20 protein-coding genes are annotated in these 21,946 nt (G+C 39.6%); 12 read left to right on the forward strand and 8 right to left on the reverse strand.

Going from position 1 to position 21,946, the window contains the following annotated elements; translation table 11 throughout:
* Positions 1–41: 41 nt before the first annotated feature.
* Positions 42–1,010 (reverse strand): LacI family DNA-binding transcriptional regulator, encoded by a 969-nt coding sequence (locus tag DV942_RS22470; protein ID WP_450091362.1) that lies wholly within the window; start codon positions 1,008–1,010, stop codon positions 42–44.
* A 303-nt stretch (positions 1,011–1,313) separates the two neighbouring features.
* Here DV942_RS22470 and DV942_RS22475 point away from each other — a divergent pair, with 303 nt between their 5' ends.
* The 5 genes from DV942_RS22475 (at position 1,314) to DV942_RS22495 (ending at position 7,313) form a co-directional block, all read left to right on the forward strand.
* Positions 1,314–3,143, forward strand: coding sequence for a glycoside hydrolase family 2 protein (locus DV942_RS22475; RefSeq protein ID WP_186462377.1), 1,830 nt, complete (start codon positions 1,314–1,316; stop codon positions 3,141–3,143).
* A 121-nt stretch (positions 3,144–3,264) separates the two neighbouring features.
* Positions 3,265–4,437 carry a glycoside hydrolase family 88 protein gene (locus DV942_RS22480; RefSeq protein WP_145861236.1) on the forward strand — a complete coding sequence of 391 codons (1,173 nt, stop codon included), beginning with the start codon at positions 3,265–3,267 and terminating at the stop codon, positions 4,435–4,437.
* A 99-nt stretch (positions 4,438–4,536) separates the two neighbouring features.
* Complete coding sequence (locus DV942_RS22485; protein ID WP_145861237.1) at positions 4,537–5,361, forward strand: SDR family oxidoreductase; 825 nt, start codon at positions 4,537–4,539, stop codon at positions 5,359–5,361.
* A gap of 74 nt (positions 5,362–5,435) precedes the next feature.
* Entirely contained in the window at positions 5,436–6,599 is a 1,164-nt protein-coding gene (gene uxuA, locus DV942_RS22490; protein ID WP_145861240.1) for a mannonate dehydratase, read from the forward strand.
* Between the two features lie 204 nt (positions 6,600–6,803).
* A complete protein-coding gene (locus tag DV942_RS22495) occupies positions 6,804–7,313 on the forward strand; it encodes a YdeI/OmpD-associated family protein (RefSeq protein WP_145861242.1) in 510 nt (169 codons plus the stop codon).
* Positions 7,314–7,348: 35 nt separating this feature from the next.
* Here DV942_RS22495 and DV942_RS22500 read toward each other — a convergent pair whose 3' ends face one another.
* The 5 genes from DV942_RS22500 to DV942_RS22520 all read right to left on the reverse strand — a co-directional run bounded on the left by DV942_RS22500 (position 7,349) and on the right by DV942_RS22520 (position 13,911).
* Complete coding sequence (locus DV942_RS22500) at positions 7,349–8,083, reverse strand: polyprenol monophosphomannose synthase (RefSeq protein ID WP_145861244.1); 735 nt, start codon at positions 8,081–8,083, stop codon at positions 7,349–7,351.
* 444 nt (positions 8,084–8,527) lie between these two features.
* Complete coding sequence (locus tag DV942_RS22505) at positions 8,528–10,009, reverse strand: peptide MFS transporter (RefSeq protein ID WP_145861247.1); 1,482 nt, start codon at positions 10,007–10,009, stop codon at positions 8,528–8,530.
* Between the two features lie 64 nt (positions 10,010–10,073).
* A complete protein-coding gene (locus DV942_RS22510; protein ID WP_145861249.1) occupies positions 10,074–11,669 on the reverse strand; it encodes a peptide MFS transporter in 1,596 nt (531 codons plus the stop codon).
* 137 nt (positions 11,670–11,806) lie between these two features.
* Positions 11,807–12,703 (reverse strand): hypothetical protein, encoded by an 897-nt coding sequence (locus DV942_RS22515; RefSeq protein WP_145861250.1) that lies wholly within the window; start codon positions 12,701–12,703, stop codon positions 11,807–11,809.
* A gap of 32 nt (positions 12,704–12,735) precedes the next feature.
* Positions 12,736–13,911 carry an acetyl-CoA C-acyltransferase gene (locus tag DV942_RS22520; RefSeq protein WP_145861253.1) on the reverse strand — a complete coding sequence of 392 codons (1,176 nt, stop codon included), beginning with the start codon at positions 13,909–13,911 and terminating at the stop codon, positions 12,736–12,738.
* A 1,353-nt stretch (positions 13,912–15,264) separates the two neighbouring features.
* On the opposite strand from DV942_RS22520, the gene DV942_RS22525 reads away from it, so the two are divergent.
* From DV942_RS22525 to DV942_RS22550, 6 genes are all read left to right on the forward strand, one after another.
* Positions 15,265–15,990, forward strand: a complete 726-nt coding sequence (locus DV942_RS22525; RefSeq protein ID WP_145861255.1) for a lysophospholipid acyltransferase family protein — start codon at positions 15,265–15,267, stop codon at positions 15,988–15,990.
* Positions 15,991–15,992: 2 nt separating this feature from the next.
* The gene (gene gatC / locus DV942_RS22530) at positions 15,993–16,286 is read left to right on the forward strand and encodes an Asp-tRNA(Asn)/Glu-tRNA(Gln) amidotransferase subunit GatC (RefSeq protein WP_145861257.1); all 294 of its coding nucleotides are present in this window, start codon (positions 15,993–15,995) and stop codon (positions 16,284–16,286) included.
* Positions 16,287–16,408: 122 nt separating this feature from the next.
* Positions 16,409–17,167 carry an ABC transporter ATP-binding protein gene (locus DV942_RS22535; protein WP_145861259.1) on the forward strand — a complete coding sequence of 253 codons (759 nt, stop codon included), beginning with the start codon at positions 16,409–16,411 and terminating at the stop codon, positions 17,165–17,167.
* Between the two features lie 67 nt (positions 17,168–17,234).
* A complete protein-coding gene (locus DV942_RS22540; RefSeq protein ID WP_090987607.1) occupies positions 17,235–17,783 on the forward strand; it encodes a cob(I)yrinic acid a,c-diamide adenosyltransferase in 549 nt (182 codons plus the stop codon).
* Between the two features lie 85 nt (positions 17,784–17,868).
* Positions 17,869–18,090 (forward strand): DUF2795 domain-containing protein, encoded by a 222-nt coding sequence (locus DV942_RS22545; RefSeq protein WP_010603503.1) that lies wholly within the window; start codon positions 17,869–17,871, stop codon positions 18,088–18,090.
* Between the two features lie 173 nt (positions 18,091–18,263).
* On the forward strand, positions 18,264–18,422 hold the full coding sequence (locus tag DV942_RS22550; RefSeq protein ID WP_109924584.1) for a lmo0937 family membrane protein: 159 nt from the start codon (positions 18,264–18,266) through the stop codon (positions 18,420–18,422).
* A 180-nt stretch (positions 18,423–18,602) separates the two neighbouring features.
* On the opposite strand, the gene DV942_RS22555 is transcribed toward DV942_RS22550, so the two are convergent.
* Positions 18,603–19,268: a 2-C-methyl-D-erythritol 4-phosphate cytidylyltransferase gene (locus tag DV942_RS22555; RefSeq protein WP_145861261.1), complete on the reverse strand. Its 666-nt coding sequence runs from the start codon at positions 19,266–19,268 to the stop codon at positions 18,603–18,605.
* Positions 19,269–19,326: 58 nt separating this feature from the next.
* On the reverse strand, positions 19,327–20,376 hold the full coding sequence (gene queA, locus DV942_RS22560; protein WP_090987611.1) for a tRNA preQ1(34) S-adenosylmethionine ribosyltransferase-isomerase QueA: 1,050 nt from the start codon (positions 20,374–20,376) through the stop codon (positions 19,327–19,329).
* Between the two features lie 201 nt (positions 20,377–20,577).
* Here queA and DV942_RS22565 point away from each other — a divergent pair, with 201 nt between their 5' ends.
* Positions 20,578–21,822: an ABC transporter permease gene (locus tag DV942_RS22565; RefSeq protein WP_134203503.1), complete on the forward strand. Its 1,245-nt coding sequence runs from the start codon at positions 20,578–20,580 to the stop codon at positions 21,820–21,822.
* The last annotated feature ends 124 nt before the right edge of the window (positions 21,823–21,946 follow it).

Consider the following 21,946-nt stretch of genomic DNA (forward strand, 5'->3'; position numbering starts at 1 on the left):
AGAAGCTGCGAACAAAACGCCAAACGCCTTTTACCAAACGCTTACCCGTGCACCACTAACTTACAGTCCACCATTACCTTCTGATGTTTTTTCATATCGATTTCCTTGTTGATTAACCGGAGCAGGAGTTTAATGGCATTTTCACCTACTGATTCGGGGTTCTCTTCAATCGAGGCGATAGGGGGCGAATCGAGGTAATTGATAAATGCATTGTTTCCAAAACCTATGCTTTCGATTTTATCAAAGTTAGGATGGTTTGATGATTTCAGGTATTTTATGGCATCAAAAAGAATAGGTTCTTTAAAAGCTACAAGTGCAGTGGGCATATGGTCTGGATCGGCAAATAAATTCTTAATTGCAGCAATGGTATTTTCCTTGTCAAAATCAGTATAAGCAACAAATTTTGCTGAAAAAGGGACATCATTATCTTTTAAGGCATGAATATAGCCATTAAAACGGTCGTGTGTAAAATTGGTCATTTTTGGACCGCCCAGGTAAGCAATTTTGGTATGGCCCCTGTCGATCAAAAATTTGGTGGCCTCATAGCAACCCTGAAAAGTGTTGCCCAAAACCTTGTGGCAGCTTAAATTAAAACTCGGGTTGCGTGTGTAATAAACTACCGGAATGCCCATATGTTCAAACTGATTTAGGTGTGCAAAATCCTGTGTTTGTTTCGAAATGGCTACAATCAAACCGTCAACACGACTCCTTAACAGCATATTTGCCGATTGTATCTCCTTTGCCAGCTCATCATGCGATTGACTGATGATCACATTGTATCCATTTTGTGTTGCTACTTGCTCTATGCCATCAATACTTCTGGTGAAAAAGTGGTCTAAAAGGTTGGGCAGGACTACTCCAATAATACGTGATTTCTTTTCTTTTAAGTTGATGGCAGATTTATTGGGCGTAAAATTTAGCTCGCGGGCCATTTCCTGAACACGCTGCTTCGTGTATGCATTTATGGTAGGGTAATTATTAAGGGCTTTTGATACCGTAGAAACTGACATCTTTAACTTTTCAGCCAAGAATTTCAGGGTTATGGGTGTATTGTTCATCATCTTTTCCGATCGCTATGCATAATTAAGAAAAAATGCCATTATTTCAAACGTTTGAAATAGGGTTTTAATCTGTTTTTAGCCTGTTTTGGTTCACTTTAAATCAATTAATCTATTTAGCTTTTCTAAATTCGTTAGCGTAATACAACCAGGCGAAAACATAATAATGCTCAAATTTAGGCCAGCGGAAGCGAAACCGTCCGCAATTAATTGTTAGTTTTGAAACGATCAATTAATCATATTAAAATTTAAGTTATGCTAAAAACAACCTATAGCGTATTTTTAATCTGCTTTTCGCTTCTTTCATCATTCAGTTACGGTCAGGTTACGGCTATACAGAACATTAAAGGCCGTAAAATACAGAGTCTTAATGGGAAATGGAATTATATTATAGATCCCTACGAAAATGGTTATTACGATTATCGTCATGATCCTTTTGATCAGTCTAAAAGTGGATCCGGAGGTTTTTATGATGATAAAGTGCAAAAAGATAAATCAGAACTGATTGAATATGATTTTGACCATTCGCCACAAATGAACGTTCCCGGCGATTGGAATTCGCAGTCAGAAAAATTAGAACTTTACGAAGGTAATATCTGGCTGCGCAGAAAGTTTGACGCAAAACCCGAAAAAGGAAAAAAATATTTCGTCTACTTTGGAGCGGTAAACTACGAAGCACATGTTTACCTTAACGGGAAAAAACTTGGCGTGCACAAAGGCGGTTTTACCCCGTTCCAGTTTGATGTGACCAATACTTTAAAAACTGGCGAAAACTCCATTGTACTTAAGGTCGATAATATCCGCAGGCAGGATGAAATCCCAACCGTAAATACCGATTGGTGGAATTATGGTGGCATTACCCGCGATGTTTTTTTAGCTGAATTTCCGGAGCATTTTATCAGTGATTACAAACTGCAGTTGGTAAAGGGAAATAATAACCTGTTAAATTTCTCGGCAAAACTGGCTGATGCAACCGCCGGTCAGGAAATTACGTTGTCCATCCCCGAACTTAAGCTTGAAAGGAAATATAAAACGGATAACGAAGGTAAAATAGCTGACGAATTTATCTGGAACAATTTAATTTTATGGTCGCCGGAAACACCGAAATTATATGAGGTAAATATCAAAAGTGATAAAGAAAATATCAATGATAAGATTGGTTTCAGAACCATCCAGGTCAACGGCGATAGCATTCTGCTGAACGGTAAATCTGTTTTTTTAAGAGGAATATCACTCCATGATGAGAATCCGCTTTTAGCCGGGCGTTTGCGCTCAGAAGGAGATATGCGTATGATGTTGCAATGGGCTAAAGACCTGAATTGTAATTACGTGCGATTAGCGCATTATCCGCATAATGAAGAGATGATCCGCCTTGCTGATGAAATGGGCTTACTGGTTTGGGCCGAAGTGCCTGTTTACTGGACCATCAGCTGGACCAATCCCGCAACCTATGCTAACGCCAAAAAGCAACTGACTGATTTAATTGTACGCGATAAAAACAGGGCAAGTGTAATTGTCTGGTCGATCGGGAATGAAACGCCGCTAAGCGATGCCCGTTTGAGTTTTATGAGCAATTTGGCTGAAGCTGCCCGGGCATTGGATGATACTCGTTTGATTGCCGCTGCTTTAGAGGTGCACCGCGAAGGAAATAATATGATATTAAATGATCCTCTGGGCGAAAAAATAGATCTGGTTAGTTTTAATGAATATGCTGGCTGGTACTCTGGCGGTAACCCGTCCGAAATTGTCAAATACAATTTCGATATCAAATATAAAAAGCCGGTTGTGATTTCAGAATTCGGTGGTGGCGCTTTGGCTGGTTTCCATGCTGATGAAAATACCCGCTGGAGTGAAGAATACCAGGAGGCCTTATATAAAAACCAGATAATAATGTTGAGCAAAATCGGTGCCTTGCGCGGCATGACGCCATGGATCTTAACCGATTTCAGGTCGCCACGGAGACAGCACCCGATCTATCAGAATTTTTGGAACCGTAAAGGGTTGATCAGTGAAACAGGTCAGAAAAAGAAAGCATTTTTTGTGCTGAAGGATTTTTATGATCAGATGCAGGTTAAATACAAATAATAACATAAATAAATTGTGTCGCCATTTTAAAAAATTATGGAGGGTAAAATGAGATCAAAGCATACCGATGGAATTAGTAGGCAGCCCTTTACTATCCGTAAGTTATTAATCTGGTTGTAACATGAAGATGAAATTAATAACAATCGCATTAAGTATTCTGTCTTTCAATACAGTAAAGGCTCAGCAATTAAATGTAGCCAAGGCCTTTGCATCGGCAGCCGAACAAACCAATGTATTGATCAAAAATGTAGATTCGGCACGGAAAGTGAAGCCTAACCTGGTTTCGCCACGTACGGTAGAAAACGGAAAGTTTAAAATGGTGGGATCCGGAGACTGGACCAGCGGATTTTTCCCGGCTGAACTTTGGTATTTCTATCAATACACAAAGGATAAAAGATGGCTGCAATTGGCCAAAAAGTATACTGAAGACATCAAGCCGGAGCAGTTTAACAAAGGAACACACGATCTGGGTTTCATGATCTATTGCCCGTTTGGTAATGGCTACCGCTTAATAGGCGATCCGGCTTACAGGGCGGTAATTATCCAGGCCGCAAAATCCTTATCAACCAGGTTTAATGCTACCGCAGGCGTGATCAAATCCTGGGATCATAATGGCGATAAATGGAAATATCCGGTAATTATCGATAATATGATGAACCTTGAACTCTTGTTCGAAGCCACCAGGTTAACGGGCGATTCATCTTTTTACAAAATTGCGGTAACGCATGCCAATACCACTTTAAAAAACCATTTCAGACCTGATTTTAGTTCTTACCACGTTATCGATTACGATACCCTGACAGGTAAAGTGCTTCAGAAAGTAACGGCACAGGGTTATGCAAACGAATCCGCCTGGGCAAGGGGACAGGCATGGGCGTTATATGGTTATACCATGTGTTATCGCGAAACTAAAAATAGGGTTTATTTAACTCAGGCCGATGGGATTGCAGATTTTATCCTGAACAATAAAATTACCCCTGTTGACGGAATTCCTTATTGGGATTACAATGATCCGAAAATCCCTGAAACATCAAGAGATGCATCTGCTGCTTCCATTACCGCTTCTGCACTTTATGAGCTGGCAACGTACAGTGCACACGCTAAAAAATATAAAGCGGCAGCCGATAAGATCTTAAACTCACTCACAACAAAATATACGGGTAAAATTGGTTCAAACTATGGTTTCATTTTAACCCATAGTACAGGGCATCGTCCAGCCAAATCCGAAATAGATGTACCGATCAATTATGCCGATTATTATTATCTGGAAGCTTTGCTTAGAAGTAAAAAATAAAGTTCAGTCCCGGCGGTAGTTGTTTGAAAGAATGATATATGCTTGTGCAGTATTGAAGAGATAGATCAGAATTGAATATAATATTATAAGACATTAAAGATGATAAAAGAAATTGGAGGCCTGTTCTCACTGGAAAATAAGGTAGTAGTTGTTACCGGGGCTACAGGTGTTTTAGGTGAGGCATTTGTTAATGGTTTGTGTGCAGCCGGAGCCACCATCGTGGTGATCGGGAGAAACGAAGAGGTGGCTAAACAAAGGGTAGCAGAGGTAATTGATACAGGCGGTAAAGCGATTTATATTATTGCCGATGTACTGGATGAACAGCAACTGATAGATGCGAATACAACAATCATCAAAACATACGGGCGGATAGATGCATTGGTGAATGCAGCAGGTGGTAATATTGCCGAGGCAGTAATCCAGCCCGGAAGCGATATTTTTGACATTAATATTTCAGCCCTGAAACAGGCATTTGACCTCAATTTATTCGGAACCATGTTGCCTACGCAGATTTTCGGAAGAGAAATCGCAAAAAATGGAGGAAGTATCGTCAATATTTCATCGGTTTCTGCTAATCAGGCCGTTACACGCGTATTGGGTTACTCACTCGCCAAAACTTCAATAGATTGTTTTACCAAATGGATGGCTGTTGAGCTGGCCAACCGTTACCAGGATAAAATCAGGATAAATTCCATTGTGCCTGGCTTTTTTATCACCAACCAGAACAGGGCATTATTAACCAATAACGATGGTTCTTTAACCGCAAGGGGGCAGGCCATTATTGCAAAAACCCCATTTAAACGCTTTGGTGCACCCGAAGAGTTAATCGGAGCATTGGTATACCTGCTGAGTGACGCCGCTAAATTTGTAAACGGTGAAAATATTAAAGTGGATGGTGGATTTACCGCATTCTCCGGCGTTTAAGGATGGGTTTAACCGTGAAAATTTTTAAAATCAGCTCATCAGTGCAATCATATAAATCAGTGTAATCATATATCATGAAAAAATTAGAACAAACCTGGCGTTGGTATGGCCCTAATGATCCGGTTAGCCTGCAAGATGTTAAACAGGCAGGTGCTACAGGAGTTGTAACAGCATTACATCATATTCCGCATGGCGAAGTTTGGCCTTTGGAAGATATCCGGGAAAGAAAAGCCATTATTGAGGCTGCAGGTTTAACCTGGTCGGTAGTAGAAAGCGTTCCCGTACACGAAGCCATTAAAACCCGAAGGGCCGATGCAGGCCAGTATATCGAAAATTATAAAAGTTCTTTGCGCAACCTGTCGGCCTGCGGTATTAAGATCGTTTGTTATAATTTTATGCCGGTATTAGATTGGACACGTACACAGCTGGATCTCGAAATGACCGATGGATCAAAGGCACTTTATTTCAACTGGATCGATCTGGCCATTTTTGATCTCTATATCTTAAAGCGCGAAGGGGCGGAGGCAGATTATTCAAAATCTGTTTTAGATCGGGCTGCCGCTAAATTTGCCAGCTTGACCGAACAGGAGCTGGTTGATCTCCGCATCAATGTGTTAATGGGCATCCCGAACGAAAAAGAAATTGAACTGGAAACCCTGCGCAACAGCATTAATGAGTATAAAGCGATTGGAACACAGGGTTTGAAAGAGAATCTGAAGTTTTTCTTATCATCTATTGCCGAGGTTTGTACCGAAGAAGGCATCAAAATGACCATCCATCCAGATGATCCACCTTATGCCATTTTAGGCTTACCAAGAATAGCAAGTACACTCGAAGATTTTAATTACATTATTAAGGAAGTGGACCAGGCTTTTAATGGTGTTTGTTTTTGTACAGGTTCCTTAGGTGCCGGTATGGGGAATAATACCTTGGAAATTTTCAATGCGGTTAAAGAAAGGGTATATTTTGCACATTTGCGTAACGTTAAAAAAGATGAAGACGGCAGTTTTTACGAAGCCGATCATTTAGGTGGCGATGTAAATATGTACGAGATCATGAAAGCGCTCACCGCAGAAAATGCAATACGCGATCAGGCCATCCCTTTCCGCCCAGACCATGGGCACCAGATGTTGGATGACCTGGCCAAAGTAAGCAATCCGGGGTATTCGGCCATAGGGCGATTAAGAGGTCTTGCTGAACTCAGGGGATTAGAGATTGGTGTTACAGGAAACTATTAATTGAGATCATTGTCGGGGCAGGAACGAAAGCTTGTCCCGACTTTTTAGTAAAGCAATTTCATTGGGTTGTTTATTTTCTTGTCATTCTGATAAGCGAAGTTGGAAGAATCTTTTTGTTTGCGCGCGTTTCCAAACGCGTGCGTAATAGCTAAACGATTGTATCGTTAATGGTTTTTCTTCAATAGAATTTCTATATTTAAACTCATGATCCATTTCAAAGCAGAAATAGAGCGTTTCGAAACCATGGGCGAAAAAACGGGCTGGAGTTATGTATTTATCCCGGCTGCTTTAGCCAACGGAATTAAACCCAACTGTAAAAAGAGTTTCAGGGTGAAGGGAAAGATAGATCAGTTGGAGATTAACGGTATGGCAGTTCTGCCAATGGGAGAGGGCGATTTTATTATAGCTTTAAAAAGCGATGTGCGAAAAAAACTTAAAAAAGAAGCCGGGGCAGTTGTAGAATTATCTTTGGAAGAAGATAAAGATTTTAAAATTGAAATGCCTGAAGATCTTGAAATCTGCCTGTCAGAAGAAGCGCATTTAGTCCAAAACTTTTTAAAACAGCCTAAATCGCACCAAAACTATTATATCAATTGGATTAACCAGGCTAAAACAGAAGCTACGCGTACCAAGAGAATAGTAATGACTGTTAAGGCAATGGATAAAGAACAGGATTTTGGTACAATGATACGGGAGTCTAAAGGAAAGTCCTGAATTTAGTGCTAAACTCCAAACTTCCAGCTTCAAACTTAAGCTTTCCTGCTATAGTTCCTGAACCAACTCGAAACTTTCATCTGGATTACACCGAAAAAAGCCTCCCTAAAAATGCGGGTACTCATTTTTGATGTTCCTTCAGTACGATCGGTAAAGATGATCGGAACTTCAACTACCTTAAAGCCAAATTTAATGGCGGTGAATTTCATTTCGATCTGAAAGGCGTAACCTACAAACTTAATCTTGTTTAGCGGGATAGTTTCGAGCACAATCCTGCGGTAACATTTAAAACCGGCAGTAGCATCCTGAATGTTGATCCGGGTAATGATACGTACGTACATGGAAGCAAAATACGACATTAAAACCCTGCCCATTGGCCAGTTTACCACATTCACACCTTTAACATACCTCGAGCCAATGGCTACATCTGCGCCGTTTACACAGGCTTCGCGTAAACGCAGTAAATCTTCAGGGTTATGAGAAAAATCGGCGTCCATTTCAAAAATATAGGCATAATCATGTTGCAATGCCCAATTGAAGCCATAAATATATGCGGTGCCTAAACCTTGTTTGCCTGCCCGTTCTTCAATAAATAAGTGCCCCTCGTATTCCCTTTGTAATGATTTTACAATTTCAGCAGTTCCATCAGGAGAACCGTCATCAATAATTAAAACATGAAAAGGCTGTGTCAAAGAAAAAACCTTTCTAATGATTTTTTCGATGTTTTCCTTTTCGTTGTAGGTGGGAATGATGACTAAACTATCTGACACGTGTGTTGTGGTTTTTAAATAAAATAAGCTTTGGCCTTTGTTTGGTTTACCGTTTTTTAGCTTTTAACGTGCGAAAGTAAATATTTAATATGAAATCATCATGAATTTTCATGAATTCAGGTGATTTGTCCCCTCGATCGTTATTCTGAACTTGTCTCAGGATTTATTTTAATACCATTATTTCCCGTATATTTTAGCCTCTATGGTTTCCCGCTAATTTCAGCGGTCTGGCACAGATTAGATTTTATTTGCTAAACCATTGTTTCTAAACCCGATCGGCGTGTAAAGACCGGAGGCCGAAGTATGAGGACGAGGACTTTAAACAAAGAGCGGGGCATCAGGCCTCCAGGAAATACTGTCCCTTCATTTTCAAATCTCCACATATCTCAATAGACAATCATTTATCAAATAAATTTATCCACTCTGCTCGAAACGATGTCTTTCTTACCTCACCTCCTGCATTAACTTTTTAACCAGTTGCGAAAAAATAATCAATGCCAAACCCGCGATTAAAGAATATAATGCCAGCGTTTTATAACCTTCGGTATAAGCCATCAATTTAGTGGTTAATGTTGCATTCTCAATACTCGACATTTCTGCACCGAGTTTACCGGCAGCCAATTGCCCGAACGCACTTGATAAAAACCAAAGTCCCATCATCATGCCGAACATCTTCTTTGGCGATAATTTGGTAATGATCGACATCCCTATCGGTCCCAAACAGAGTTCGCCTAGTGTCAATAATAAATAAGCGAAGGTAAATACGTTTAGTGAGCTAATCCCCTGGGCGTTAGCAAAGAATCTGGTGGCGTAAAAGACATAAAAACTTAAAGCCAACAGGAGAAAGCCCAATCCAAATTTCACTACCGTATTGGGTTCAATTTTACGCTTATACAGACCGAGCCATAAAATACCTACAACCGGACTGAAAACGATCACAAAAAATGAGTTAACGCTATTGTTTACCACATTAGGATCAATATTAAAGAAGAGGATTTTATGATCCAGGTTATCCTTTGCAAATAACGAAAGCGAACCACCGCTCTGCTCAGATATGGCCATAAAAATGAAGTAACAGAAGATGAATACAAAAGCGGCCAACAATTTATACTGGGCTTTTTTATCTTTTATTTTAAAGGTTTCGTATAAGAAATATACCAGGGCAATAATGCCGATCGTGTACATGAAATAATCAGTAAAATCGGTATTTTTCACCATGATGTAAATCAATGGAATACACAATACCGAACCTACATAAACGGCTGTTTCATACAGCTGCTGTTTTGATTTTTTAAGGTGCAGCAATGGAGAGCTACCGATTGGTCCGAGGTGTTTTTTAGTAAAAATGAATGTGCCTAAACCAAACATCATCACCAATGCGGCCGATAAGAAACACAAATGCCAGTTGTAATATTTACCAAGGTAGATACACATGGCACCACCCAGTAAGCCACCAACATTAATACCGGCATAAAAAAGCCCGTAGCCCGCGTCTCTTCGGTTGTCTGTCTCATGGTACAATTCGCCAACCATTGATGAAACGTTGGGCTTGAAAAAACCGGTTCCTATAATAGATAAGGTAATGCCTGCATAAAACAGATCGTGGGGAGAGAAAGCCAGGATCAGGTTCCCGATAATCATTAAAGTACCGCCCCAAAACAACGATTTTTTAAAGCCTAAAATCTTATCGGCGAAAATGCCACCTATAAAGGTAAATGCATAAACAAAAGCTTGTATAGCTCCGTACTGCAGGTTAGATTTCTGATCGCTTAAGCCCAGTTGCTCTACCATGAAGAAAGCCAATACGCCACGCATTCCATAAAAGCAGAAACGCTCCCACATTTCAACTAATGACAAGTGCCAGAGCTGTTTTGGGTACTTGCCTTTAAAATTTTGAATTTCTTCTATTGAAACTATTTTTTCCATTAAATAGGTTTAAAAATGAAAAGCCCGACAAATATCGGGCTTTTGAGTAAAAGTATTTTTTTAATTAGTGAACTCCATGCATCCATTTGCGCAACAATGGACTTATGGCGAACATAATAAAGCCTGCTACAATAGGAATGATGGTGAAGATTAAAAAGAAGGTTGAGATGGAATAAGCCGAACTGATTTTATCAATCAGCGATCCGGTGGCACCTGCAAGGTAATTACCGATGGCGGTACAGGTGAAAAATACACCAAACATTAAACCTACTAAATTGGATGGTGCAAGTTTACTTACGTAAGATAAACCAACCGGAGAAATGCAAAGTTCGCCAACAGTATGAAAGAAATAAGCGAATACAAGCCAGAACAGACTTACTTGCGCCGATGTAGCGCCCTGTGGAATAGCAGAACCTCCGTAAGCCAATCCTGCGAAACCAATACCTACGAATATAAGGCCAAAACCAAATTTTACAGGACCGCTTGGGTTAAATTTAGTTTCCCAGATTTTAGAAACAATTGGCGCTAAAGAAACAATAAAGAATGAGTTAAGAACGCTGAACCATGACGCAGGTACTTCGGTGCTTACCGAACCCAGTTCACGACTTACTTTCCAGATGGCTAATACCCAGATAATGGCAAAGCTTAATAAGGTAAATAAAATGGTTGCCGGATATTTTTTAAATATTTTTCTGGCTAATGAGAATAATACAAAAGTTACGGCTACCAATGGAAATATCGTAAGAACGCTGTCTACCCATTTAAAAGTAGTTGCGGCACCGCCGGTTAAATTTCTAAGTGTATAATCTTTAGCGAAAATAGTCATCGAACCACCAGCCTGTTCGAATACCATCCAGAAGAAAATGGTAAAGACGGATAAGATGGCAATAACCCATAAACGCTGGCTCCTTACTTTTTTCGGAATTTCTTCTACTGTTGGGTCTACTTTTTCAACTTCTTTTGCTCTATCTACCGAAGCGCCTATTACGCCGAAAATTTTTTGTCCAAAGTAAAATTGCAACATACCGAAGAGCATAAAAATACCGGCAAGACCGAAACCGTAGTGCCAGCCAACTTTTTCGCCAATGTAACCACACATTAACATCCCGATGAAGGCTCCAGAGTTAATACCCATGTAGAAAATGGCATAGGCACTGTCTTTTTTATCGCTGATAGGGGGATAAAGCTTCCCTACAATGGAAGAGATATTTGGTTTAAAAAATCCGTTTCCTATAATCAATAATAGCAAGCCGGCATAGAAAAAGTTATTGCTGAAACCTTCAAGTGCCATAGCTGCATGGCCGAGCGTCATAACAAAAGCGCCGATGATAACAGCTTTTCTATAACCTGTAAATCTATCGGCAATTAAACCACCCAATATTGGGGTAAAATATACTAAACCTGTGTAAATGGCATAAAGCTGTAAAGCTTCTGGCCGTGGCCAGCCCCAACCGTTTTTACTCAGGTCACTAATCAGGAAAAGAACCAATATGGCCCGCATACCGTAATAGCTAAATCTTTCCCACATCTCGGTGAAAAAAAGCACAAAAAGGCCAACAGGGTGGCTAAATAGTTTTTCTTTGGATACGCCCTGACTTTCTAAATGAAGGTCGAGTTCCTTATCATGGTCTATACTAATGGTTTCATTAGATGTTTGCATAAAACATTTGTTGGTTTTAGTTTATGAATTCAGAATTTGTGTGTTGTTTAAGTTAGTTTAGCAGGGCGCAATATAGTGAGCGATTGGCAAACTCACAAGTTTTTGAGCGAGGAGTAAGGTAAATGATTTGTTAAAAATCAAAACTTCCTGATCGGTTTAATATTTTTCTTTGGGTCTGCATAAAGTGCATCATTCTCGTCCGGATCATTATTGAGCAAGATATCTTCCTGCAGCTTTAGTCTTCCGCCTATAATTTTGAAGCCATCAAAAGTACCATCCGACCCATAATACTCAAATTTTCCCTTAATTTCCGGATCAAATGAAGCCAGATGATCAAAAACAATCAGGCCGGCTTTCATATCTGTTTTTAAGGTCATGGCGTTAGATTTTGCATACTCAAATATGACCCTGTTTTTTCCTTTAAGCGCTTTGCCATCGAAAACAGGCGCCCCAAAGCTGAGCTTGTCTTTGTCAAAAGCAAGAATTTCGATTACTTTCTTTGTAGTCATCTGCGTATTGCCTTTCCATCCCAAAAGCACATAATAAGGCAAACGGCTCCCGCTGGTTACCGGAATAATTTCATAATACCTGGCGCCGAACCATTTCTGGTTGTTGGTAACGCCATTAGGGTCGTTAATATTATCGGTTTGATCAATTAAAGGATAAAGTTTCAACGGTCCGCTCTTGGTGTTCATCTGCACAGCACCATAATAGCGGTACGTACCGTTTTCGAGCAGTACATACCAACTTAAAATCCTAAAAGCCTGATCGGGTGATTGAATTACCGATACATTTTTAAGTGAGTCGAAAGGGTAAGAGAAAGAATGAGGCATTTTTAAAGCCTCCACCAGTGTTTTTACAAAACTGCCATTTGTCTCTAGTTTTTGGGCATCGCTTTGCGCAGCAGTAACCCTTGCCGATATTTTAATCAGGCTATCCTGAAACACATTTAATGCGCCCGGGGTTTGCTGCGCCTTTAAGCCCAGGCTTAGCGTTCCGCAGATGAAAAGAATACAAAACCTGATCACTTTCATATCATTAAATGCACAAAAACGATGCAAAAAAATTATAGTTTCTCAATAACAATTGCGCTTGCGCCCCCACCACCGTTACAGATTCCTGCCACACCGATTTTGCCGTTATTTTGTGCCAATACCGAAAGTAAGGTAACTACAATCCGGACACCCGATGCACCCAGCGGATGACCCAATGAAACCGCACCTCCATTAACATTAACCTGATTATCGTTCAATTCCAATAGTTGGTTATTGGCGATGGAAACGACAGAGAAAGCTTCATTGATTTCAAAATAATCTACATCTTTTACATTTACATTGGCTTTGTGTAAAGCTAAAGGAATTGCTTTTGAAGGCGCCGTTGTAAACCATTCTGGTGCTTGTTGTGCATCAGCATAACCTAAAATTTTAGCTAACGGATTTAAGCCCAGTTCCTTTGCTTTGTCAGCGCTCATCAAAACCAATGCTGCTGCACCATCGTTTAAAGTAGAGGCATTTGCAGCAGTTACCGTTCCATCTTTTTTGAAAACAGGTTTCAGTGAAGGTATTTTATCAAATTTAACCGCTGTAGGTTCATCGTCAGTATCCACCAGGGTAATTTCTCCTTTACGGCCTTTAACCTCAATGGCCACAATTTCATCTGTAAATTTACCTGAACGCTGTGCGGCTTGCGCCCTTTTGTACGATTCGATAGCAAAATTATCCTGCGCTTCGCGACTGATTTGGCATTCAGTAGCACAAAGTTCGGCTGCAGAGCCCATGTGGTAGTCATTGTATACATCCCAAAGGCCATCTTTTACCAGGCCGTCTGTAATCTGTCCGTGGCCCAGGCGATAGCCATTTCTTGCCTTGTCCAGATAATAGGGAACATTACTCATGCTTTCCATGCCACCTGCTACAATAATTTCATTGTCGCCGTTTGCAATACTTTGTGCGGCCAGCATAATGGCTTTGGTGCCGGAAGCACATACTTTATTGATAGTGGTGGAAGGTAAATCTGGTAAGCCGGCAAATTTTGCGGCTTGTGTAGCCGGTGCCTGTCCTAAATTGGCCGACAAAACGTTGCCCATGTATATTTCCTGAATCTGTTCGGGTTTTAAGCCGGCTTTTTCAATAGCGGCCTTAATAGCGAAGCCTCCGAGCTGGGTAGCAGAGAATTGAGCCAATGAGCCTCCAAAACTGCCAATAGGTGTACGTACAGCTGATACAATTACAACTTCTTTCATGTATAGTAAATTTTATGAATTTTTGGTTAGGCTGCTAAGTTAGTCAAACCTTACAGGTTTCCAAAACCTGTATGTCTTAAAATAACGTTTGATAGGTGGTTTTAGCATGTGGGTTACTGTAAGATTTGGTGCGATTATGATGTTGGTTGATCAATCAGTTTTTTTGGAGATCTTCATTCCGGTGTCGGTTTACTCCCCTCCTTAATAAGGAGGGGTGCCCGTAGGGCGGGGTGGTTGATTGGTTTACTCTAAATAAGTTGGCTTAATACTCAAACGTCATGATGTTGGGTTCATCAATCAGGTCTTTTTGGAGATCTTCATTCCAGAAGTGATTTATTCCCCTCCTTAGTAAGGAGGGGTGCCCGCAGGGCGGGGTGGTTGATTAGTTTGTTATAAAGAAGTTGACTTAATAGTTAAATGTCGTGATTTTGGTTCGTCAATTAAGGTTTTTTGGGGGCTTCATTCCGGTGTCGGTTTACTCCCCTCCTTAGTAAGGAGGGGTGCCCGTAGGGCGGGGTGGTTGATTAGTTTGTTATAAAGAAGTTGACTTAATATTTAAATGTCATGATGTTGGTTTCATCAATCAGGTTTTTTTGGAGATCTTCATTCCGGAAGTGATTTACTCCCCTTCTTAGTAAGGAGGGGTGCCCGTAGGGCGGGGTGGTTGATGGGTTTATTCTAAAGAAGGTTGCTTAATACTTAAATGTCGTGATGTTGGTTCATCAATTAAGGTTTTTGGAAATGAACGTTTAGTGCGTTTCGCTTGCTGTAGTCCTGCTGTGCGCTGTAGCCCTCATACTTCGGGGCTGCCGCTTCCATCAGGTTTAATAACAAAGGCTGGTGCTACTTGGGGGGCTTTATTCCATAAGCGATTTATTCCCCTCCTTAGTAAGGAGGGGTGCCCGTAGGGCGGGGTGGTTGATTAGTTTGTTATAAAGAAGTTGACTTAATAGTTAAATGTCGTGATGTTGGTTCATCAATTAAGGTTTTTGGAAATGAACGTTTAGTGCGTTTCGCTTGCTGTAGTCCTGCTGTTCGCTGTAGCCCTCATACTTCGAGGCTGCCGCTTCCATCAGGTTTAATGACCCAAGCTGGTGCTGCTTGGGTAGCTTCAATCCGGAAGCGATTTACTCCTGATGGGCAGAGTGGTTGATTAATTTATTTAAAAATCCTATGTTAAATGATCCAAAAGGGGCGACTACAAATTGCCAATAATAGCGGCAAATAGCAACCACCAATTGAGTCAACGCCTGATGGCTTAGTAAAAGCAAAGCAGTGTCTTTTTTGTCCGTCACCACACAATCTTAACCTTTAGTTTGGAATTTCAAACAATTTTATATTTTTGGTATATCTATGATCAACTTTCTAAGGCAAGTACACCGGGTATGGTTTCTATTCTGGATACTGTTTTTCTTCGCGCTTTTTTATCCTTTATATTACGTTACCTCTCGTAATGAGAAATATTATGGCATTCTGAATTTTTTTAGAAAAGCCAACAGCTTTTTATGCAGTCTGTTTTCAGGTGTTTTTTTTCGTTATCAATATCAGGAAAAACTCGACCGCACAAAAACATATATATATTGTGCCAACCATACTTCTAATCTGGATATCATGATTTTTTGCATCATGGGACATGGTAAATTCCATTTTATGGGTAAAGATGAACTATTAAACAATCCTGTTTTAAGCATTTTCTTTAAAACCATTGATATATCGGTTAACCGGGAGAGTAAGATTTCTGCTTTTAGGGCTTTTAAAAAAGCTGGAGAAAACCTGGAGAAAGGGATGAGCCTGGTTATTTTTCCCGAAGGAAAAATTGATGACCATTATCCACCAAAGTTAGCCGAGTTTAAAAATGGTCCTTTCCGTTTAGCTATCGATAAAAATATCCCCTTGGTACCTGTAAGCATTATCGATGTGTGGAAAATAAACTGGGACGACGGTTCAAAATATGGAAGTAAGCCAGGAATTTGCGATATTTACGTCCACAAACCTATCAATACATCAATCTTGGCTGATGTTGATGCAGATGTATTGAAAGAAAAGGTTTATAGATTGATAGATAGTAAGTTGAAATAAATATGAATTTAGACGCAAAAACCATTCATAAAATAGCCGATCTGGCCCGAATTCATATTGATGAAAAGCAGGTGAATACATTGATTCCTGAAATGAATAAAATTTTATCGTTCATGGAAAAGTTAAATGAATTAGATACTGCTAACGTAAAACCTTTGGTTTACATGAACGAATCTGTAAATGTTTGGAGAGAGGATATAGTCAAGCAGGAAATTACTACTGCCGATGGTTTGAAAAATGCCGCTAAGCATACCGATCAGTTTTTTATGGTGCCAAAAATTATTGAAAAATCATAATTTTCATCATGCTGTTCTAATAATCAATATGATTATTAGGTATCCCTAAAGATTAAGATTATGCTTAATTTTTAAGCTCTTGTAACATCTTGCCTGCTATGCTTGTCTAAAAAAGAAAAAACATGGAGAAACCACTCATCACGATAAAAGAAATTGGCCGTAAATATGTGATTGGATCTGAAGTGATTCACGCTTTAAAATCAGTTTCTTTAGATATTTACAAAGGTGAATTTGTTGCATTGATGGGGCCATCTGGTTCTGGAAAATCAACCCTGATGAATATTTTAGGTTGTTTGGACACGCCATCAAGCGGAACATATGTTTTAAACGGAACTAATGTAAGCCAGATGAGTGATGATGCCTTAGCAGAAGTGCGCAACAAGGAAATCGGTTTCGTTTTCCAGACTTTTAATTTATTGCCGCGTTCTACATCTTTAGACAACGTTGCTTTACCTTTGATTTATGCCGGAACCAGTAAAAAGGACCGCGATTCAAGGGCTGCCATAGCATTGGAAAATGTGGGACTGGGTAACCGTATGGACCATAAACCCAATGAACTTTCGGGCGGTCAACGTCAGCGTGTAGCTGTAGCCAGGGCTTTAATCAATAACCCTTCCATCATCTTGGCCGATGAGCCCACTGGTAACTTAGATACCAAAACTTCCATTGAAATTATGGGGCTTTTAGAAGAAATCCATAGTAAAGGCAATACCATTATTTTGGTTACACACGAGGAAGATATTGCGCAGCATGCCCACCGTATCGTGCGTATGCGTGATGGTTTGATCGAAAATGATTATTTAAATACAGATATAAAAAATGTATCCCCGCGTTTGCAGGCACTGAAAGAAGCGGGCAGCGATTGGGAAAAAATTAATTAACCCCTAATTCCCCTAAAGGGGGCTTTTAGGATTAACCATATTATTACCCCTTAAGGGGTTAGGGGATATGAAAATCTACACTAAAACAGGCGATAAGGGCCAGACCTCACTAATTGGTGGTACCCGTGTTCCCAAATATCACTTGCGCATAGAAGTTTATGGAACTGTTGATGAATTAAATTCATACATCGGTTTAATTATGTGTCAGGATATTGACAACTATGATCAGCAATTACTAAAGGAAATTCAGGACAGGCTATTTACCATCGGAGCTTCCTTGGCGGCAGACCCTGACAAATCTAAAATGAAGATTCCAGATCTGCATGATGCTGATATTGCCTTATTGGAAAAGGAGATGGATCTGATGAACGAAAATCTGCCTGACTTAAAACACTTTGTTTTGCCGGGTGGAAACACGGTAATTTCTTACTGCCATATTGCACGTTGTATTTGCAGACGAGCTGAACGTTTGGCAGTAGCCCTTGCAGAAAATAGCTTTGTAGATGAGCATGTAACCATTTATTTAAATCGTTTAAGTGACTATTTATTCGTTTTGGCACGAAAACTGACCGTATATTTTAACGCCGAAGAAAATATTTGGATTCCGAGGGTTTAATAGTGGAAAAATAAGTTTGTTTTGCTCAAAAATTTTAATATAATTTGCGCAATAATAAGAATAGGAATTTAATTGAATTGACGATATGTATTGGACATTAGAACTAGCATCGCACCTGGAAGACGCACCATGGCCTGCAACTAAAGATGAATTAATTGATTATGGTATCCGCTCTGGTGCCCCGGTAGAAGTGATAGAAAATTTACAGGCATTAGAAGACGATGGAGAACCTTACGAAACCATTGAGGAAATTTGGCCGGATTACCCAACTAAAGAGGATTTTTTCTTTAATGAGGATGAATACTAAAGCTTAATAAAACATAAAAAACCTTTCAGAAATACTGAAAGGTTTTTTTATACAGGTTGTTTTTTGATATTGTAAATCAATACAGTAGCCAAATATTTTACATTTTCTAAACAAAAGCTTCAATAGGGGTGTTAATAAAGCAAAAATATAAACATTGCTAAAAAATTAACACTATGGGAAATTTATTGTACTTAGTCGCAGTAGTATTAGTTATACTATGGGTGATCGGATTTGTATTTCACGGCTTCGGCGACGTTGGTGGTATAATCCACGTTTTACTGGTAATCGCAGTTATTGCTATCTTATTAAAGGTAATTGGTAGGGCAGCGTAAAATAAAGTTGTCACCAAATTCATTCATTCAAGAAGTAAGAAAAACACTTTAAAATAGATGGATTAAAAAAAGGAGTTTCATTTTTGGAATTCCTTTTTTTAATATAAGCTTTCGCTAAAATTTAACTCAATTAAAGGAATTTGACGAGGTAAGGCTTATTTTCGAATCAGAATCCAGCCTTTAGTTTTTTAGCAACAATTCGGCAAGTTCGAGATCAATGGGGTAGGTGATTTTAATATTAGCTCTCTCTCCTTCAATAATATTGATTTCATGCCCAATACCTTCTACTACACTCGCATCATCGGTAAAATGAGGGTTAAATTCCTGATTGTAAGCCTCTTTAAGGATGTCAAGGCTGAAAGTTTGCGGAGTTTGCACTAAAAAGATCTCATCCCGTTTTAAAGCTGATGTTTTTTTGTTTTTAACCAAACGTACGCTATCGCTTGATTGCACTGCCGCAATAACATTGCCTTGTTTTGCAGCTTCTGCATAGCAGCTATCAATCAGTCTTTTTGAAACCAGCGGACGAACAGCGTCATGAATGGCAACGTAGGCCTCTTCTTCAATGCTATAAATGGCATTTTTAACCGAATAAAAGCGCTCTGTGCCGCCGTCAACAATCTGGTGTGGTATATGGAAATTAAATTCGTTGCAGAGTCTGCCCCAGTAAGCCTGCTGATCTTTATTTAAAACCAATAAGATTTTGGGTTGAGTATTGCTGGCCGCGAAAGCTTTTATGGTATGCATCAAAACCGGCAGGTTTTTAAGCAGTAGAAATTGTTTTGGGGTTTCTGTTTGCATCCGATTGCCAGAACCGCCTGCTACAATTATAGCGTAGTATTTCATAGTTGAGCGTTTAGGGAAAGGCGTTTAGCGCTAAACCGCCAAACGCCAACCGCGAAACTTATATAATTAGCATGGCATCGCCATAGCTGTAAAATTTATATTTTTCTTTTACTGCAACTTCGTATGCATTCATTACGTTTTCATACCCGCCAAATGCGCTAACCATCATCAATAAAGTAGATTCTGGCGTATGGAAATTGGTGATCATCGCGTTTGCAATGCTGAAATCGTAAGGAGGGAAGATAAACTTACTGGTCCAATCGTTTGCCGCCTTTAATGTTCTGTTGGCAGAAACAGCAGATTCGATTGCACGCATGGAAGTTGTTCCAACTGCACAGATTTTTTTTCTGTCTTCGATCGCTTTGTTTACAATGTTTGCATCTTTTTGTTCGATGATAAACTGCTCCGAATCCATTTTGTGTTTAGTCAAATCCTCAACCTCAACCGTTCTGAACGTTCCTAAACCTACGTGTAGCGTTACTTCTGCGAATTCTACTCCTTTAAGTTCAAGACGTTTCATCAGTTCCCGGCTGAAGTGTAAACCTGCAGTTGGAGCTGCCACTGCGCCTTCGTGTTTAGCGAAGATAGTTTGGTAACGCTCTTTATCTTCAGCAGTAGCTTTACGTTTAATATATTTGGGAAGTGGGGTTTCGCCTAAAATTTCAACATTTTTTCTGAATTCTTCATCTGTTCCTTCAAATAAGAAACGGATGGTACGTCCACGTGATGTAGTATTATCTACAACCTCGGCAACCAACAGATCATCGTCTCCAAAATATAGTTTATTGCCTACACGGATTTTACGTGCCGGATCTACCAGAACATCCCATAAACGTAATTCCTTATTTAATTCACGTAGCAAGAAAACCTCGATAGTAGCACCGGTTTTTTCTTTATTTCCATATAAACGGGCAGGAAAAACCTTGGTATTGTTTAATATCATGACGTCTTTGTCATCGAAATAACCTAAAACGTCTTTGAAAATTTTATGCTCAATTTTACCGCTGTCTTTATGTAAAACCATTAAGCGGGCTTCATCGCGTTGTTCTGCCGGGTTATTGGCTACTAAAGATTCAGGTAAGTTGAATTTGAATTGTGATAATTTCATTCTTGATGAATTTTTTGAGGTGCAAAAATACGAATTTAATTTTTCTTTTTCGTATTTTATCAAACGCAATTTATGTATATTATGTTTTGATCATTTTAAATCAAAATATACAATGCTATCCGCGTATTAATAGACATAAAATTAATTAGTTTTGACCATAATCTGTAACCTTTTCAAAGGCTTTGCATCTAACCTGTAATTATGATAATCTTTAGGCTAATAGGCGAGAGTTTCCGTTTTGCATTTGATGCATTGCGCCAAAATAAGTTACGTACCATGTTATCGCTTCTGGCCATAACAATCGGTATCTTTACCATTATAGCTGTATTTTCTGCGGTAGATACCTTTCGTGGAAAATTGCAGGCCAGTGTAGATAAATTAGGCTCTAATACCATTTATATTCAAAAATGGCCATGGAGTTTTGGTGATAATTATCCTTGGTGGAAATATATGAACCGCCCTCAGCCTTCATTGCGTGATTTCGAAGCGCTCCGCGAGCGGATTGAAAATGCTCAAGGCGTTACATTCGAAATATCGGCTAGCGATAGGGTTATCAAATATAGAAGTAGCTCGGTTGAAGGAATTTCGGTTTGGGCGGCATCGCACGATTTTAATAAAACCTGGAATTTCGAGCTTCAGGATGGACGTTATTTTACTGAAAATGAAAGTAAAAATGGATCTCCTGTCTGTATTTTAGGTTCTGACATAGCCGATGGACTTTTTAATGGAGATGCAGCAGTGGGTAAGCAGGTACAGATTTTAGGGAGAAGGTTAACGGTTATTGGTGTTTTTAAAAAAGAAGGGGAGGATATGTTAGGTACTTCGCTCGATAAAAATGTAAATATTCCCATTACTTTTGCAAAGGGTGTTTTAGACATCCAAAATGAACGTTATGGCCCGCAAATTACTGTTCGCGGTAATGATAATGTAAGCCTTGAAGAGGTAGAGAGCGAATTGAGGGGGTTAATGCGCTCCATCCATAGAATCAAGCCCGGCAAGGAAGAAGATTTTGCGCTGAATAAAACCACTATTATTTCTAATCAGTTGGACTCGATGTTTAAGATGGTTAATATTGCAGGTTGGGTAATTGGCGGATTTTCGATTTTGGTTGGTGGTTTTAGTATTGCCAATATCATGTTTGTGTCGGTTAAAGAACGTACCAATATTATTGGTATCCAGAAATCGTTAGGTGCAAAAAACTATTTTATATTGCTTCAATTTATTTTTGAGTCTATTTCGCTTTGTATTTTAGGTGGTTTACTGGGGTTGTTACTCGTCTTTCTGCTCGCTCTGGCCATCGGTGCCGCGACAGATTTTCATATTATATTAGGACTGAATAATATTGCTTTAGGCATTGGTATATCCATTATTATTGGCACTATATCCGGTTTTTGGCCAGCCTATTCAGCGTCAAGGCTGGATCCCGTGGAGGCAATCAGAAGCTAGAACAGTTATCATTTGCCGGTTTTCAGTTGAAGTGTCTTATTATTCATAAATCTTATTGCGGTGGATTGACCGGAGCAAGGCACGAGCGGGGACCAGCAAAGAAAGAAAGACAAACAGCTCCCTG

Source organism: Pedobacter suwonensis, assembly GCF_007833675.1.
GTDB classification, from domain to species: Bacteria; Bacteroidota; Bacteroidia; order Sphingobacteriales; family Sphingobacteriaceae; genus Pedobacter; species Pedobacter suwonensis.